We start from the raw sequence: 17,399 nt of genomic DNA, 5'->3' as shown, positions 1-17,399 counted from the left end.
CTATTTTTAAACGACTGCAGTACGCTGCAGTCGTTTAACTTCTAATTGATCAAACTATAAGCAAACAGTTCACCACCCTCCATACGCTAAAAATTAAAATAATTACTCTATTTTTTTATTCAAAATCATTTAGATAAGTTCACATAAATAGTATTTTTACTCTAGACAACCCTTTTCTATGCATGCATAAGTTCATTTTTAGAGCAAATCTGAGTATTTACTCATTTTTTTTATGTGTTACTTTTCCCTCATTGAACTTCTATGAAAAGTTACAAACAGGGAAATGTATGAAACTAAATCGCCTTAGCCTTGCTATTTTACTCACGGCTTTACCAACATCATCAATCTTTGCTGCTGGTTTAGATCGCTCTGGTCAATCTATTTCTGCCTTTTTGCAAAATGGAAATTATGCTGAAGCTGGGATTACAGTTATCGACCCAACCGTTAAAGGGCAAGATAATTTTCTTAAAAGTAATGTCTCAGATATGGCGGAAGACTACTACTTCCCTAGTGCAGCAGTAAAAGTACAACTAACAGATAAAATTTCGCTCGGTTTATTATATGACCAACCTTTTGGTGCAGATGCACAATACAGCATTGAAAATCAAATTTTTGAGCAAAATAACGAAGGTACTGCTGTAACTGTTAAAACAGAAAATATTACAGCTCTTATTGGTTATCAACCAAATGAAAACTGGAATATCTATGCTGGTCCAGCATGGCAAACAGTGGAAGCAAATGTACGCTTACGTGGTAAAGTGTATGGTGGCTTAAATTATAATCTTGACATAGACACACAAGAGGCATGGGGATGGGTTGCAGGCTTCGCATACTCAATTCCAGATATTGCACTAAAAGCAGCATTAACCTATCGTTCAGAAATAGAGCATGAAGCTACATCAAAAGAAAAATCATTGCTTACAGGTCTAAATACGGTTACAAATCCAATCAATGCAACAACCCCTCAGTCTGTCAATCTTGACCTTCAAACTGGTATTGCAGCTAATACAATTGCCTTTGCTAATATTCGATGGGTTGAATGGAGCCAATTTGCTATTACTCCAAAACACTTACAAACAGCTTCTGGCGGTGCAAACCTTCTTGATTACTCGAAAGATCAATGGTCTGCGAATGTTGGTGTAGGTCGTAAGTTTAATGAAAAATGGTCAGGTTCAGCACTTGTAAGCTATGACACAGGCGCTGGCAATCCTGTAACCACACTTGGACCAACCGAAGGGTATTGGGGTGTAGGTTTAGGTGGTCAATATAGCCCTGAAGAAAACTATTTCATTCAAGCTGGCATTCGATATATGTGGCTAGGTGATGCAACAGCTAAAACAGGTACTACACCAAATGTAGGTAGCTTTTCAGATAACAATGCTATCGCATACGGTCTAAAAATCGGTTACCGCTTCTAATTCGTATTGATTAAATATAGCCCAATCAAATGATTGGGCTATTCTTTTTTATATATTGATTATTAGAACGACTAAACAATTCATTCGTTCCATATTTTAATCAATACTTAATCATATTTTAATCTGCTTAAATTGAGCTCATCAAATGATAGTAGCACAGTAAAATAATCTTTATATGCACGTCTAAAATTGCACAGCTTTCCACTTTTTCTCTAATATAAACACCAATATTATTAACAAACTTACTTTTATATTAAAAACAGCAGCCATTAACAATTCCAAATTTACGGACTTATTCATTTATCAAAATAATAAATCCTACCTATTTAAATCGCTCTATCTATTAAAATATCTTAATAGTTTTAATTTAATACTTTCTTCGCTATTTAGATTACATTGTTAAAATTCCACTTCCCCACTACACCTAATATTTAAATCAATAATTTTTATACCCCCAACAACCCTTTAAAAAATTACAAAAACTCTAAAAATAAAATGTATTACCCTATTTTTTTAAAATATAAATGAGACATATTTCACATATTATTTTTTTTAATGCTTAAGAATTGATGTTTTTTACCCAATTGACTATAGCGTTTAATCTTATAAATATAGTATGTATTTTCATAATGTTAGTGATATTTTTTAGAGTAAAAGCACCAAAAAACCAAATATAAAAATCTATTTTTTGACCAAATATTAAATTTAGAGTCTTTACTCTTTTTATATTTATGGTATTTTTCGCCTATAAGGTATGAGTAAAATTAAAATGATTTCTCATATTTTTTAAAGCAATGAAGCGTTTATTTATACTTGGATAGTAAAATGAATTTAAAAAAATTAACGAGCGCAATAATTTGAGCAAGTCTACCAGCATCAAGTGTTTTTGCTGCAGCAATGGATCGTTCAGGGCAATCCATCCAAGCTTTTTTACAGCCAGGGAATTATTTTGAAGCTGGTATTTCAGTATTAGATGCTGATGTTTCTGGAACTATGAAGGAAGATGCAACTGGTCAGCTTAAAAACACACCATTAGGTGATATGGCGAACAGTTATTACTTCCCTAATGCAGCCTTAAAATTTCAAATTAATGAACATTTTTCTGCTGGTTTAATTTATGACCAACCATTTGGTGCAGATGCAGAATACAAAGTGTCAGGGTATTGCTCTACTCCTTCTGCAAGTAAAGGCTGTAGTAATTCAAGTGGTGCCTTTAATAGTGCAACCGAAGGCACTAAAGTTGAAGTTAAATCACAGAATTTATCTTTGATCGCTGGTTATCAACCCACTGAAAACTGGAATATTTATGGTGGTGCAGTTTATCAAACTGTAAAAGGCAATATTAAACTTGCAGGTAGCGAATATTCACTCTTCAGTGGCTATGGCGCAACGATTAAAGAAAACAGCGCTGCGGGTTGGCTAGCGGGTATTGCATATCAAATTCCAGAAATTGCATTAAAAGCATCCGTAACTTATCGTTCAGAAATCGACCACTCAGTTAATGCGACAGAAGAATTTGGCGGATTACTTAACCTAAGTTTGTATAAGCCTGCAAAACGAACTAATGGAAAAACAGATATCACCACACCGCAGTCTGTAAATATTGATTTACAAAGCGGTATCATGGCAAATACTGTCGCATTTGCTCAGTTACGTTGGGTGGACTGGTCTAATTTCAGTATTCGACCTCATCAATTTGGTGAAGCAACTCAAATATCGACTATTGCAGGAAGCACAGGAAAACCAACTGGTTTTGATTTAATCGCATACGATAAAGACCAAATTTCTGCAAATGTGGGTGTAGGTCGTAAATTTAATGACCAATGGGCTGGTACAGTCATGGTGGGTTGGGATTCTGGTGCAGGTAATCCTGTTTCAACACTTGGACCAACAGATGGCTATTGGAGTGTAGGTTTAGGCGGCCAATTCAGCCCAACACCACAAAGCTTTATTCAAGCTGGCGTTAAATACTTTATGCTCGGCGATGCTAAATCACAAGTTGCGAGTGTATTTGGTTCAGATGAATATTCTGCCAACTTTAAAGACAATGATGCAATCGGTTATAGCTTGAAAATCGGTTACCGCTTCTAATTGGCGTTACAAATTAGGATTAAACAAGAAAGGGCGCCATTGGCGCCCTTCTCTTATTGATTGCTAAATTCACAATCACATTTGATTATTCAGGAATATCACGTACCGATGCTTCACGAATCGCTTGTTTTAATGCTGCATAACCATGAATTGGTGGGAATTGCGGGAATTCTGCAATAACGTTTGCAGGTGCATCAAACAAGAAACCTTTGTCTGCTTCGCCTAGCATCGTCGTATCATTATAAGAGTCACCAGCCGCAATCACACGGAAGTTCAAACCATGTAATGCTTGTACTGCTTTACGTTTTTGATCAGGCTGACGCAGTTTATACGCAGTGATCATGCCATTTTCGTCAGTTTCTAATTTATGACAGAAAATCGTTGGCCATCCCAATTGTTTCATTAATGGATGAGCAAATTCATAGAATGTGTCAGAAAGAATAATGAGTTGAAAATGCGTACGCACCCATTCTACAAACTCTTTCGCACCTTCAAATGGCCCCATATCTGCAATAACCGCTTGAATGTCGTTTAAACCTAAACCATGTTGTTTAAGAATGTTTAAACGTTGTGTCATTAGCACATCGTAGTCTGGGATATCACGTGTGGTCGCCTCAAGCTCCTTAATCCCTGTTTTTTTTGCAAAGTTAATCCAAATTTCTGGAACTAACACGCCCTCAAGATCTAGACATACGATTTCCATGGGTTCTCCCAAATGTCAGTGTTGTAAAAAGTTATTAAAAGTTGTATCTATCATAGCCGATGTTTATATATGAACGCTCAGCTTTATTAATTCTATTTTTTTCATATCAATCTAATTTTTATTAATAAGTCATCTTTAGCATTTCTATTAAAATAGATGTGAAATAAATTAATATAGGTTTGCCGTTTCCAAGCCTATTGCCAGGACACACATGACTACAATCCCAAGTATTAATCTTGTAGATGCACTTGCATCTGAATATGCAGACAAATCTCCGTCTGAAATTATGAAACTTGCACTGAGCCAACAAGGCGAAATTGCGATTTCTTTTTCTGGTGCAGAAGATGTTGTTCTTATTGATCTTGCATCTAATTTAGGTATTCCTTTTCGTGTCTTTAGCCTAGATACTGGTCGCTTACACCCAGAGACCTATCAATTTTTAGATACCGTGCGCAAACACTATAAAATTGATATTGAAATTTGCTTCCCAGAGTCTGAAGCTGTACAAAAACTTGTGTCCGAAAAAGGCTTTTTCAGTTTTTATCAAGATGACCACAAAGAATGCTGTGGTATTCGTAAAGTACAGCCACTACGTAAAAAACTAGCAACTTTGGATGGTTGGATTACAGGTCAACGTAAAGACCAAAGTCCAGGTACGCGTAATGAAATTCCTGTGGTTCAAGCCGACCCTGGTTTTTCAGGTCCTGGCAAGCAACTCATCAAATATAACCCATTAGCTAACTGGTCTAGCGCAGATGTTTGGAATTATATCCGTCTCATGGAAATTCCATACAATCCATTGCATGAACGTGGCTTCACCTCCATTGGTTGTGAGCCTTGCACTCGCCCCGTTCTTCCAAACCAACACGAACGTGAAGGTCGTTGGTGGTGGGAAGATGCCACGCATAAAGAATGCGGTTTGCATGCAGGCAATATGAAAAAATAAGCCCATCAAAACCACTGCCCATGCAGTGGTTTTTTTCACCTTATAAATGCACAGAATTTCATTTTTTTTTAAGCTAAACCCGTTATACTGCATAAGAAATCATATAATTCTAACAAGGTAACTCAGACAAGAGTTCCCATAGATATTGCAATGAGGCAATCACCCCTATGCGTCCATTACACCCAATTGACTTTATTTTTCTATCTTTGGAAAAACGGCAACAACCCATGCACGTGGGCGGTCTATTTTTATTTCAAATTCCAGACAATGTAGCCGCATCTTTTATTCAAGATTTAGTCTCAGATATTCGAAACTCAAAGTCGATTCCCATTCCACCTTTTAATAACAAATTGAATGGGTTCTTTTGGGATGAAGATGAAGAATTTGATTTAGATCATCATTTTCGCCATATTGCCTTACCACAGCCTGGTCGAATTCGTGAATTACTTACTTATATCTCACAAGAACATAGCGCACTCATCGACCGTGCTAAACCTTTATGGACCTGCCATATTATTGAAGGAATTGAAGGCAACCGCTTTGCCATGTATTTCAAGATTCACCACGCCATGGTGGATGGTATCGCAGGTATGCGTCTGGTACAAAAATCTCTTGCGCATGATCCAACAACTAAAAGTATTGTACCGCCTTGGTGTGTTGAAGGCCCGCGTGCAAAACGCTTAAAACAGCCCAAAGTCAGCCGGGCAAAAAGTATTTTAGATGGTCTAAAAAGCCAGCTACAAGCCACACCACGTGTTGCCTACGAGCTGTCTCAGACCATCATGAAAGACATGGGACGCAATCCTGACTACGTGTCTAGCTTCCAAGCGCCGAGCTCTATTTTAAATCAGCGTGTCAGCTCTTCACGTCGTTTTGCCGCACAATCATTTGAGTTTTCGCGTTTGCGTCATATTTCCAATGCATTGGGTGTGACGATTAACGATACCGTACTGGCGATTTGTTCAGGCGCACTGCGTGAATATTTAATTCATCAAAATGCACTTCCGAAAAAACCATTGATCGCCATGGTCCCTGCTTCTATTCGTGATGATGACTCAGAAACATCAAACCGTATCACCATGATTTTAGCGAATTTGGGTACGCATAAAGATGATCCACTAGAGCGTTTAAAAATAGTGCGTCGCAGTGTGCTGAATGCCAAACAACGCTTTAAACGCATGAATGCGAATCAAATTTTGAATTATAGTGCGTTTATTTATGGTGCTGCTGGCTTAAATATTGCGTCTGGCCTTATGCCAAAACGTCAAGCGTTTAACCTTGTTATTTCAAATGTGCCAGGCCCTCAAGAGCCTTTGTATTGGAATGGTGCACGTTTAGAAGCCTTGTATCCTGCTTCTATTATTTTGGATGGCCAAGCGCTGAACATTACAATGACCAGTTATATGGATAAATTGGAAGTGGGTTTAACTGCTTGTCGTAATGCATTACCTAAAATGCAGAACTTACTTACCCATTTAGAAGATGAGATTCAAACCTTTGAAGCAATTGTGAATGCCAATCACCCAAAGTTGCAAGCGGTCAGTTAGATTCTCCAATCTGATCGCATTAAAAGAACTTAGCAATCCAATTTAAATCATCTCACCCCCCTCAGCTTGAGGGTTGAGACTTCAAAATGACAAAAAAATAAGGGGCTCTATATGCCCCTTATTTTTTAATGTGTCTACACTGTTTTAATAATTCATGACAAGCTGAACGAATCATAGATGCTGTAATTTGTACTTCATTACCACGCTCATCTACGATGTAAGCCGTATGCATATTTTTTGCATCTAGTACATGTTTTAAGCCTGTTTCAATCACTGCTTTACTTACACCCATCACACACCTCACTTTGCTAAACCATTTCCCCTCTCTCAATTGAGAAATGGCTTTGGCTATTCGATGTGTCTAGTATTGTAAATCTGAGATTAAAAGTAAAATTTCAGATGTAACAAGTGTTTAACGATATTCTGTTACAATTTCAACTCAGAATGATATCGTATTGCTCTTGCGTATACAGATTTTCCACCTGAAACTTGATTACACGACTAATAAAGTGCTCTAAATCGGCCACTGCAGGTGCTTCGGCTGTTAACAATCGGTCAATCACAGACGGATGTGCAACCACGGTAAAGCCACCTTGCGATTCAAAAGCACGCGCATATCGTAAGATTTCTCGAAATATTTCATAACATACTGTCTCTGCAGTTTTCACATAACCGCGTCCCTGACAAGTTGGGCAGGACTCACACAACAAGTGCTCTAATGACTCACGTGTGCGCTTACGTGTCATTTCCACCAAACCCAGTTCAGAGACTTGGGTAATTTTGGTTTTGGCATGATCACGTTCGAGCATTTTTTCAAACTGGCTCATCACCTGTTCACGATGCTGTGCTTCTTGCATGTCAATAAAATCAATAATAATAATGCCACCTAAGTTACGCAGTCTTAATTGACGGGCGATCACTTGTGTTGCTTCCATATTGGTTTTAAAAACAGTATCTTCCAGTGAACGACCACCGACATAAGAGCCTGTATTTACATCAATGGTGGTCATTGCTTCGGTCTGGTCAATCATCAGATAACCGCCCGACTTTAAAGCCACACGCGTTTGTAAGGCTTTTTGAATATCTTCTTCAACATTATACAAGTCGAAAATTGGACGCTCACCTGGATAGTGAATGAGGCTATCGCGCATATTCGGTACAAAAACGTCTACAAACTCTTTGAGTTTGCCGTGAATTTCTCGTGAATCGACATGAATTTTAGCGGTGTTTTCGTTGGCCAAATCACGTATAACACGCTGTGGTAAAGGTAGCTCTTCAAAAATTAACGATGGAACTGCAATACTTTTTTGCTTACGTTGTATGTATTCCCACAGCTTGGCCAAATAAGCCATGTCTTGTGCAATGGCTGCTTCTTCAATACCATCCGCTGCCGTTCTCACAATAACTGAACCAGGAAGCTTATGCTCGGCTTGAATACGCTCGATAATGCCACGTAAGCGATCACGCTCCTCTTCAGACTCAATGCGCTGTGATACACCTGTATGACTGCCAAAAGGCATCATGACCAAGTAGCGAGAAGGAATAGATAGGTCTGTGCTTAATCGCGCGCCTTTGGTACCAAGCATATCTTTCATGACTTGAACCGTCAGGATCTGCCCAGGTTGGAGTAATTCAAAGACATTAGGTGTGGGTTGATTACGTGGCCAAACCATATCATTGATATGCAAAAAAGCTGTACGCGAGAGACCAATATCAACAAAAGCAGCTTGCATACCCGGAAGCACACGTACCACTTTTCCCTTATAAATATTGCCCACCAATCCACGTTTAACAGTGCGCTCAACAAATAGCTCATTGACGGTGCCATTTTCAATTAAAGCCACACGACATTCCATCGGTGTGACGTTAATCAACAATTCGTCAGACATAATAAGACTCAAAACATTATAAAAATTCTGTATTGCAGTTAATTTAGTACCTTAACTGTCTTTAATAACTCTACTGTCTCGTGCAAAGGTAAGCCAACCACATTGGAATAGCTTCCTTCAATTCGGGGAATATAGCGCGCAGCTATTCCCTGTATCGCATAGGCTCCCGCCTTGCCAACAGGTTCACCCGTTGCCCAATAGTCTTCCATATCTTGCACAGTAAGTGTTTGAAATTCAACCTGTGTACGCACTACTATACTGTAAATTTTATCTTTTGTACGTACACAAACGCCAGAATACACATCATGGGTGCGACCAGAAATTTGTTGCCACATTTCAAATGCGTGTTGCTTAGATATAGGCTTGCCTAAAATTACACCGTCTACCCCTAAACTGGTATCGGCAGCAATAATCACGGCATCAGAAAAATGCGCTTGGACGGCTTCAGCTTTTTGACGCGACAGACGCTCGACATAGTCCGCAACATGTTCATGTGCTCGAACCGACTCGTCGATGTCTGGGCTAAAAATATCGAACTCAAGCCCGAGCTGTGTGAGCAATTCACGGCGCCGTGGCGAGCTTGAGGCAAGAACTAGATGCGCCATTTATGTAGAAAATAATAAATGACAGGCCAAAACAAAATGCTGGTAAGCAAAGGTTGCCAATGGCGCGCAAATGAAAAGTGAATACCACTCATGACCTGCGTCAGCCAAACAATGGTTAAGTGCGCTAAAACAGCCAAAGCACTAATAATCCATAAATTGCTAAACGTCAGTATACGGCGTTCACGGATTAAAAACCGTGAAAGAAAGGCAATAAGTACAAAACTTAGTGCATTCATCCCCAATGGGGAATCTAAAAGTAAATCTGCAAATAAACCTGTGCCAAAAGCGAACCAAATACCACACCATGTAGGTTGACACAATACCCAAAAGAGCATGATTAACAACATGAATAATGGTCGCCACCCCGTGATCTCATAAGATAAAGGGTATACCATCAGAATCGACCCTAAAATGACCGAAAAAATAATGGCCATTAAAGGATCGCGATGTACTTTTGGACTTTGTTTAGCGATCAGCATTCGGTTGCTCCATCGCTAAAGAATCTGAAAATAAAACCACAACGTGATGTCCGCCTGCCAATTGGGCTGCAGGTATTACATCAATTTTAGCAAACTCGCCTGAATTATGACGGCTCACTTTTGCCACTGTCCCCACCAAATAGCCCGCTGGAAAATGTGCGCCTAAGCCTGAGCTATACACTTTTTCACCTACTTTGATGTTGGCACTGGTTGGTACATATTCCATTTTTAAATGGCCTAAATCGCCTGTACCCGTAACAATTGCACGCATACCCGTATGTTCAAGCCGTACCGATAAAGAATGTTCTTTATCAGAGAGCAACATCACACGACTACTATGCGGATAGACATTGATAATTTGCCCCATCACGCCCTTATCATCAAGCACAGTTTGGCCAACGCGTAGTTGACTGGTTGAACCGCGGTTAATCACAATAATATGACGTAGAGGGTCAGCATCTGTACCAATCACTTCTGCAATCTCCATACGCCCATCAATAATAAGAGGTGTATCGAGTAAACCACGCAAGCGTGTATTTTCTGCAGAAAGCTCAGAAAGCTTTTGTAAGCGCACTTGTGCCTGCAATAGCTCTGCCTGCATAGCAGTGTTTTCACGGCGCAGTTGTGCTTCTGATTTGGTTTGCTGGTTGAGCCATTCTCGCGATAACACTGGATAGCTTGCCATGGCATAAATAGGATTATATGCCGCGTACAAGACGTCTCTGGCCGGTTGAATTACGTGTGGCATGCGCCAATCAAAGAATAGCACAACCAAGCACGTAATTACCGCAATGATAAATGAGCGAAAAGATGGCGGTTGTCTAGAAAACAGTTGAGTTTGCACCCGCCCAGTCCTTTTCTTAGCCTACAAATAACATGTCGTGATTTGGATTATCAAAGAAATCTAGAACTTTTCCACCACCACGAGTGACACAAGTTAGAGGATCTTCAGCAACCACCACAGGCAAGCCCGTTTCTTTCGCAAGAAGTTTGTCTAGGTTACGTAGTAATGCACCACCACCTGTAAGCACAATACCGCGCTCAGCGATGTCTGAAGACAGCTCTGGTGGCGTTTGTTCCAAAGCAGATTTTACTGCTGAAACAATGCTTTGTAATGGATCAGAAATCGCTTGAGTAACTTCATCCGATGTTACTGTAATCGCACGAGGTACACCCTCTGCCAAGTTACGGCCACGAACTTCAATCTCAAGTGGTTTTTGGCCTTCATCAGGCAATGCCATACCCACTTCTTTTTTAATATTTTCAGCAGTGGTTTCACCAATCACACAACCATGCGCTTTACGCACGTAGTTAATGATTTGCTCATCAAATACATCACCACCGATACGGAGTGAGTCTGCATATACACAACCTTGTAGCGAAATAATCGCAATTTCAGTTGTACCACCACCCACATCAACCACCATAGAACCGCATGCTTGCTCTACAGGCATGCCCGCACCAATTGCAGCCGCCATTGGCTCTTCAATTAAACGTACGTCACGTGCGCCAGCGTTATACACGGCTTCACGAATAGCACGGCGTTCAACCAAAGTTGATTTGCATGGCACACATACCACAACACGTGGCGCTGGTGGGAAGAGACGTTTTTCATGCACTTTGCCAATAAATTGGTTCAGCATGGTTTCAGTCACTTCAAAGTCTGCAATCACACCGTCTTTCATTGGACGGATAGCAGAAATGTTGGCTGGTGTACGACCTAGCATTTGTTTCGCGTCAAGACCTACTGCGGCAACGATTTTTTGTGAACCACTGTGACGAATAGCCACAACCGTGGGTTCATTTAATATAATGCCTCGTCCTGGCGCATAAATAAGTGTATTTGCAGTACCTAAATCAATGGCTAGATCAGGCGAAAACAAGCCAATTAGTCGTTTTAGAATCACGGGGACGTTCTCAGTTAAACTTTTATATGGACGCAAGGTGGCAACTTTAACTAAATGTGATGATTTGAACAAGTCAATCGCTTATTATAAGCCTCGATATTTTGAATTTTTTTAATACTGATTAGGTAATGTTATGTCTACAACGGATGCACAGCATTCTGCAGATCTCAATGCACAAACAGTTTCATCGATTGCCCATCTGGCTCGATTGTCGCTAGATGACACGCAATCTGCTGAATATGCTCAAAGTTTAAATAAAATTTTAGGCATGATGGACACCTTAAAAGGTATCAATACAGATGGTGTTGAACCATTAAAGAGCCCATTTGATCATCCACAACCATTACGTCAAGACGTGGTATCAGAAAGCAATCATCGCGATGAATATCAAGCAGTTGCGCCAAGCGTGCAAGAAGGCTTGTACCTTGTACCTCGCGTAATTGAGTAATTTCCGATCAAACGCACTATTGTTTCAAATTAAACGTAAAGAAATATTTCTCATGACAGATTTACATCGCTTATCAATTCGTGAATTGTCTGAAGGTTTGGCGGGCGCTAAATTTTCTTCACGCGAATTGACCGAACATTATTTAAAACGCATTGAAAAAATCGATGCTCAAGTCAAATCATACGTGACCGTCACTGCGGAACAAGCACTTGCACAAGCCGATGCTGCTGATGCTGCCATCAAAGCGGGCACTGCATCTGTTTTGACTGGTGTTCCAATTGCGCACAAAGACATCTTTTGTACCCAAGGCATTAAAACCACAGCTGGTTCTAAAATGCTGGATAATTTTATCTCTCCTTACGACGCAACCGTTGTAGCGAAAGGTAAAGCTGCGGGCCTTGTCACTTTAGGTAAAGTGAACATGGATGAATTTGCAATGGGTTCAACCTCTGAAAATTCATACTACGGCGCAACTGCTAACCCATGGAACTTAAGCCATGTACCAGGTGGTTCATCTGGTGGTTCTGCAGCGGCTGTAGCAGCTGACCTCGCACCGTTTGCCACAGGTACAGACACAGGCGGTTCAATCCGTCAGCCTGCATCTTTCTGTGGTTTGACAGGTCTTAAACCAACTTACGGTCGTGTATCACGCTTCGGTATGATCGCATACGCATCATCTTTAGACCAAGGTGGCCCAATGGCGCGTTCGGCTGAAGACTGTGCTTACCTCATGAACGTGATGGCAGGTCATGACGCGAAAGATTCAACCTCTGTTGAAAAAGACGTCGACAACTATGTTGCGAACTTAAACGGCACATCGGTAAAAGGCTTACGCATTGGTATTCCTAAGCAATACTTTAATGTAGCTGGCTTAGATGCTGACGTAAAAGCACGTGTTGAAGAATCTCTGAAAAAGCTTGAAGAAATGGGCGCAATCTTGGTTGAGATTGATCTCACCATGACGGATGCTTATGTTCCAACCTATTACCTGATTGCGCCTGCTGAAGCATCTTCTAACTTACAACGTTTTGACGGCGTACGTTATGGCTACCGTGCAGAAAATCCAGTTGATTTGATGGATCTTTACAAGCGTTCACGCTCTGAAGGTTTTGGTAAAGAAGTTCAACAACGTATCTTGATTGGCACCTATGCGTTATCAGCTGGATACTACGATGCTTATTATGTGAAAGCACAAAAAGTACGTCGTTTAATCCAACAAGATTTCTTAAAAGCATTTGAATCTGTAGATGTGATTGCTGCCCCTGCTGCCCCAACAACTGCGTATAAGATTGGTGCAAACCTTTCTCCTGTAGAAATGTACTTAGGCGACATCTACACCATCGCAGTGAACTTGGCAGGTCTTCCTGCGATCAACGCGCCTGTTGGTTTTGACAAAGACAACTTGCCTGTTGGCTTACAGCTGATTGGTAACTACTGGTCAGAATCTCAATTGTTGTCTGTGGTGCATCAGTACCAACAAGCAACGGATTGGCATACTAAACGCGCTGCGATTGCTGAGGAGAATGCATAATGGCTAAGAACGCTGCTAAACCAAAATCTAACCTGATTGATGGTTGGGAAGTCGTTATTGGTATTGAGATTCACACTCAGCTTGCAACCAATACTAAAATTTTCTCAGGTTCATCCACTGTATTTGGTCAAGACCCAAATACACAAGCGAGCCTTGTTGACCTTGCAATGCCGGGCGTATTGCCAGTATTGAACAAAGAAGTGGTTGATCTTGCAATTCGCTTTGGTTTGGGTATTGATGCTTACATCGACCAAGCTTCTGTATTTGCTCGTAAAAACTATTTCTACCCAGATTCTCCTAAAGGCTACCAAATCAGCCAAATGGACAACCCGATTGTGGGCTTGGGTCATATCGACATCCAGCTTGAAGACGGCACAGTAAAACGCATTGGCGTTACCCGTGCGCACCTTGAGGAAGATGCAGGTAAATCAATCCATGACCAATTTGAAGGCATGTCAGGCATCGACTTAAACCGTGCAGGCACACCTTTACTTGAAATCGTATCTGAACCAGATATGCGTTCAGTTGAAGAAGCGGTTGCCTACATTAAAGCGATTCACACGCTGGTACGTTGGTTAGGCATTTCTGACGGCAACATGGCGGAAGGTTCGTTCCGTGCTGACTGTAACGTGTCTTTACGCCGTCCGGGTCAACCTTTTGGTACACGTTGTGAGTTGAAAAACCTCAACTCATTCCGCTTCATTGAACAAGCGATTAACGTTGAAATCGAACGTCAAATGGAAATCCTAGAATGGGATGGCACAATTGACCAAGAAACGCGTTTATTCGACCCTGTGAAGATGGAAACACGTTCAATGCGTTCGAAAGAAGAAGCGAACGATTACCGCTACTTCCCAGACCCTGACTTGTTGCCTGTTATTATTGCAGATGCACAAATTGAAGCAGCTCGTGCTGCGTTACCTGAGTTGCCTGCTGCACGTCGTGCGCGTTTTGTCGCTGACTTTGGCGTGACTGAGTACGATGCACACGTACTTACGCTTACTCGTGAAATGTCAGAGTTTTATGAAGACGTAGTAAAAGCTGCAGGCGGCGCTGCGCAAGGTAAAGTGGCTGCGAACTGGGTGATGGGTGAATTCTCTGGTGCTTTAAACAAAGCGAGCCTAGAACTAGCGGATGCTCCTGTAACAGCAGAAAAACTTGGTGGCATGATTGCACGTATTGTGGACAACACAATTAACGGTAAGATTGCGAAGCAAGTATTCGGCTTTATGTGGGAAGAAGGCAAAACTGCGGACGAAATTATTGCTGAAAAAGGCTTGAAACAGGAAACTGATACAGGCGCAATTGAAGCAATTATTAAAGACGTACTTGCAGCTAACGAGAAGATGGTTGAAGAGTATAAATCTGGTAAAGAGAAAGCCTTTAACGGTCTTGTTGGTCAAGTAATGAAAGCAGCGAAAGGTAAAGCCAACCCTGCTCAAGTGAATGAATTGATGAAAAAATTGATTGGTTAATCTGACCTTTCTCTAAAAGAAAACCCGCTTTAGAGCGGGTTTTTTATTTTTTCAATAATTTCTTTAATGTTGGCATTAATCTCTTCTACATGATTAAAAAACTGTTCTGATAAGTTTTCTCTAGCAATTTTTGACTCAATGATTTTATGATCGGCTTCTGTTCTATCTTTTTGTAAAAGACGTACTGCTTTAGTTAATTTTTTTGAAGATCCTATTTTTTCTTCAAACAATCCTAATAACTCTAACTTACTAATATCTCGTCCTGATTCATATACAAAATCCTTATCTAAACAACCTTTATTCTTCCTAAGAAAATCTTTTAAAGTTTTCTGATTAATATTATCTGGCCCGACTAATTTAAAGAGTTCACTACAACTATCAAAATAAGATTTTTGAGTATTTTCGACTGGAGGACGGCAATAAATATTTTGTACTTTATTAAAAATCTTATTCTCAAACAGTGAATTTAATGACTCTAAGTTGTTAGTTAAGTCTGATAATTCATCAGTATAGTTCACCCATGCACCTTCATAATTTCTATTAAAGAATTTTTCATAGGCTTCGTCATTAGGGAGAAAATCTAATTCATGGATATTAAGCTCGTGCGAATGCCAATATCTTTGTTCAAATTCACTCATGTTAGCCAAATCTTTATATATGGCAACAATGGCTGATTTTCCATTTGCTAATGTTTTTCTACCATGTCTAACATGGATATATCTTTCTTCAGGCGTTTCTTCAGAACAAATATAGATATGCCCACCTGATCTAGAATCATTGAGTTCATAATATTCAGGATAATCAAAATATCGAGCTAATACAGATTCATCAAAAAGTACCTGTGATAACTGATGAGCTCCTAGATATAATCTTTTCTTATACTCTGGAATACTTTTTCTAACTAAATCACTAGAGTAAAAAAATTCTTCTAGCATCTGCTTTGAAGGAAAATATATATGCACCTTAATCGGAGTAAATTCAAACTCTCTCGTTTCTGAGTCTATTGATATTTGAGACAATTCGACATTTGCATTGATAGTCCCATAATTCTCAGCTACTAAATCTTCCATAGCCCCCATGACAATTGAATTATCAATTTCAATTTTATTTGCTATTTCCGAACTAGCTGTTCCACCAAATGATTTATTCCAATTTTCTATGGAAATTTTCGCTATTTTTCTCTTAATTATGTTCAAGTCCATTATCCCTACCTAGCTAATATGCTGATAAAATATTTTCTAAATATAATTGCTTAAACAGATAAAACACATCACATAACCAAACAAAATTATTTTCTATAGCAATGTTTAAAAACTTAGGACACTTCTAATTTTCAGATCTATTCTTTATGCGTGACTAATACCCTCATCCCCCGCCTTCTCCCAGAGGGAGAAGGAGCTTCCATTGCTAATTTAACACCGTTATGGATTCTGTAATAGAAATTACCACTCTTTTAAAGAGAGGGTTAGGGAGAAGTAAATATTTAATTTTCATAAATTTAATAATAAAATCAGTCTAAACACTTAGACTAAAACAACATGACCATCAAAAAAGTATCCTGTATCGCCAAACTTGAAGACTTAGGACGCATCCAACTTTCAAAGTCTTTCTTTATGCGTGACTTTCTCTATAGTGAAATCGCAAACTGGTATGGTGTACCCAACTTCCCCGACCATCCCGAAAAAGCAATCTACACAGGTACACAACTGTGCGAGCAACTGCTCGAACCATTACAAGAAAAGTTTGGACGTATCGCTATTCGTTCAGCATATCGCTCACCAAGCGTCAACCAACTTGGCAATGAAAAAGGGCATAACTGTGCAAGCAACGAAAAAAACTTTGCCAGTCATATTTGGGACTATCCCGATACTAATGGCTATGGTGCAACGGCTTGTATCGTTATTCCTTCACTCATAACTTTAATTGAAAAAGATCCATATAATTGGAAGCAGATTGCATACTGGATTCACAATCACTTGCCGTACAGTCGTCTCGAATTCTTTAAAAAAGAAAATACGTTTTGTGCATTCAATATTGGTTGGCATGAAAAGCCGCTTAAAGAAATCAATAGCTATGTGACGGGATCGAAAGGCAAGCTGAAAGTAACACATGACCCAAACCTAGACTATGAAAAGTTGTATCCTGATTTACTGTGATTCCCCCCTTGCGAAAATGCTTCTCATCCCAATGGGCGAAAGAGTGTCACGTAATTTCTTAGATACGTGAAATTCCCTCTCCTTCTAGGAGAGGGTTAGGGAGAGGTTTTATTAGCTCCCTCTCCTGAGCAAGATTTAAAGCACTGCTTTAAATTGCAGCGCAAGTGAAGGCTAGGGAGAGGTTTTAGAAAATAATTAATGTGA

The 17,399-nt window shown here is 39.9% G+C and carries 15 protein-coding genes and 1 pseudogene; 8 read left to right on the top strand and 8 right to left on the bottom strand.

What is annotated here, in order from left to right; genetic code table 11:
* Nucleotides 1–287 precede the first annotated feature (287 nt).
* Nucleotides 288–1,418, top strand: coding sequence for an OmpP1/FadL family transporter (locus C9E88_RS04365; RefSeq protein WP_106984456.1), 1,131 nt, complete (start codon nucleotides 288–290; stop codon nucleotides 1,416–1,418).
* 825 nt (nucleotides 1,419–2,243) lie between these two features.
* Nucleotides 2,244–3,509 (top strand): annotated as a pseudogene (locus C9E88_RS04360) (OmpP1/FadL family transporter).
* Between the two features lie 85 nt (nucleotides 3,510–3,594).
* Here the strand turns inward: C9E88_RS04360 and thrH are convergent.
* On the bottom strand, nucleotides 3,595–4,212 hold the full coding sequence (gene thrH / locus C9E88_RS04355) for a bifunctional phosphoserine phosphatase/homoserine phosphotransferase ThrH (RefSeq protein WP_106984455.1): 618 nt from the start codon (nucleotides 4,210–4,212) through the stop codon (nucleotides 3,595–3,597).
* 211 nt (nucleotides 4,213–4,423) lie between these two features.
* Between thrH and C9E88_RS04350 the strand changes: the two genes are divergently transcribed.
* Both C9E88_RS04350 and C9E88_RS04345 read left to right on the top strand, forming a co-directional pair.
* Nucleotides 4,424–5,158 carry a phosphoadenylyl-sulfate reductase gene (locus C9E88_RS04350; protein WP_106984454.1) on the top strand — a complete coding sequence of 245 codons (735 nt, stop codon included), beginning with the start codon at nucleotides 4,424–4,426 and terminating at the stop codon, nucleotides 5,156–5,158.
* A gap of 167 nt (nucleotides 5,159–5,325) precedes the next feature.
* The gene (locus C9E88_RS04345) at nucleotides 5,326–6,705 is read left to right on the top strand and encodes a WS/DGAT/MGAT family O-acyltransferase (RefSeq protein ID WP_106984453.1); all 1,380 of its coding nucleotides are present in this window, start codon (nucleotides 5,326–5,328) and stop codon (nucleotides 6,703–6,705) included.
* 118 nt (nucleotides 6,706–6,823) lie between these two features.
* On the opposite strand, the gene C9E88_RS17585 is transcribed toward C9E88_RS04345, so the two are convergent.
* The 6 genes from C9E88_RS17585 to C9E88_RS04320 all read right to left on the bottom strand — a co-directional run bounded on the left by C9E88_RS17585 (nucleotide 6,824) and on the right by C9E88_RS04320 (nucleotide 11,585).
* Complete coding sequence (locus C9E88_RS17585) at nucleotides 6,824–6,997, bottom strand: PA1571 family protein (protein WP_165382474.1); 174 nt, start codon at nucleotides 6,995–6,997, stop codon at nucleotides 6,824–6,826.
* Between the two features lie 142 nt (nucleotides 6,998–7,139).
* Complete coding sequence (gene rng, locus C9E88_RS04340) at nucleotides 7,140–8,594, bottom strand: ribonuclease G (RefSeq protein ID WP_106984452.1); 1,455 nt, start codon at nucleotides 8,592–8,594, stop codon at nucleotides 7,140–7,142.
* 38 nt (nucleotides 8,595–8,632) lie between these two features.
* On the bottom strand, nucleotides 8,633–9,199 hold the full coding sequence (locus C9E88_RS04335; protein WP_106984451.1) for a Maf-like protein: 567 nt from the start codon (nucleotides 9,197–9,199) through the stop codon (nucleotides 8,633–8,635).
* Nucleotides 9,187–9,678 carry a rod shape-determining protein MreD gene (gene mreD, locus C9E88_RS04330; RefSeq protein ID WP_106984450.1) on the bottom strand — a complete coding sequence of 164 codons (492 nt, stop codon included), beginning with the start codon at nucleotides 9,676–9,678 and terminating at the stop codon, nucleotides 9,187–9,189. Before mreD ends, C9E88_RS04335 begins: the two co-directional genes overlap by 13 nt.
* A complete protein-coding gene (gene mreC / locus C9E88_RS04325; RefSeq protein ID WP_106984449.1) occupies nucleotides 9,665–10,522 on the bottom strand; it encodes a rod shape-determining protein MreC in 858 nt (285 codons plus the stop codon). The genes mreD and mreC overlap by 14 nt, the downstream gene beginning before the upstream one ends.
* 16 nt (nucleotides 10,523–10,538) lie before the next feature.
* Nucleotides 10,539–11,585 (bottom strand): rod shape-determining protein, encoded by a 1,047-nt coding sequence (locus tag C9E88_RS04320; RefSeq protein WP_106984553.1) that lies wholly within the window; start codon nucleotides 11,583–11,585, stop codon nucleotides 10,539–10,541.
* A gap of 133 nt (nucleotides 11,586–11,718) precedes the next feature.
* On the opposite strand from C9E88_RS04320, the gene gatC reads away from it, so the two are divergent.
* The 3 genes from gatC to gatB are packed head-to-tail and all read left to right on the top strand — an operon-like array spanning nucleotide 11,719 to nucleotide 15,039.
* Nucleotides 11,719–12,033 carry an Asp-tRNA(Asn)/Glu-tRNA(Gln) amidotransferase subunit GatC gene (gene gatC, locus C9E88_RS04315; RefSeq protein ID WP_106984448.1) on the top strand — a complete coding sequence of 105 codons (315 nt, stop codon included), beginning with the start codon at nucleotides 11,719–11,721 and terminating at the stop codon, nucleotides 12,031–12,033.
* A 52-nt stretch (nucleotides 12,034–12,085) separates the two neighbouring features.
* On the top strand, nucleotides 12,086–13,564 hold the full coding sequence (gatA, locus tag C9E88_RS04310) for an Asp-tRNA(Asn)/Glu-tRNA(Gln) amidotransferase subunit GatA (RefSeq protein ID WP_106984447.1): 1,479 nt from the start codon (nucleotides 12,086–12,088) through the stop codon (nucleotides 13,562–13,564).
* A complete protein-coding gene (gene gatB / locus C9E88_RS04305; RefSeq protein ID WP_106984446.1) occupies nucleotides 13,564–15,039 on the top strand; it encodes an Asp-tRNA(Asn)/Glu-tRNA(Gln) amidotransferase subunit GatB in 1,476 nt (491 codons plus the stop codon). The genes gatA and gatB overlap by 1 nt, the downstream gene beginning before the upstream one ends.
* A gap of 29 nt (nucleotides 15,040–15,068) precedes the next feature.
* Here the strand turns inward: gatB and C9E88_RS04300 are convergent, their stop codons facing one another.
* Nucleotides 15,069–16,241 carry a hypothetical protein gene (locus C9E88_RS04300; RefSeq protein WP_106984445.1) on the bottom strand — a complete coding sequence of 391 codons (1,173 nt, stop codon included), beginning with the start codon at nucleotides 16,239–16,241 and terminating at the stop codon, nucleotides 15,069–15,071.
* A gap of 336 nt (nucleotides 16,242–16,577) precedes the next feature.
* Between C9E88_RS04300 and C9E88_RS04295 the strand changes: the two genes are divergently transcribed.
* Nucleotides 16,578–17,195 carry a hypothetical protein gene (locus tag C9E88_RS04295; protein ID WP_106984444.1) on the top strand — a complete coding sequence of 206 codons (618 nt, stop codon included), beginning with the start codon at nucleotides 16,578–16,580 and terminating at the stop codon, nucleotides 17,193–17,195.
* Nucleotides 17,196–17,399 lie beyond the last annotated feature (204 nt).

It is taken from the genome of Acinetobacter cumulans, assembly GCF_003024525.3.
GTDB classification, from domain to species: Bacteria; Pseudomonadota; Gammaproteobacteria; order Pseudomonadales; family Moraxellaceae; genus Acinetobacter; species Acinetobacter cumulans.
The sequence above is the reverse complement of the archived record's forward strand: the minus strand, read 5'-3'. Positions and strand labels throughout refer to the sequence as shown.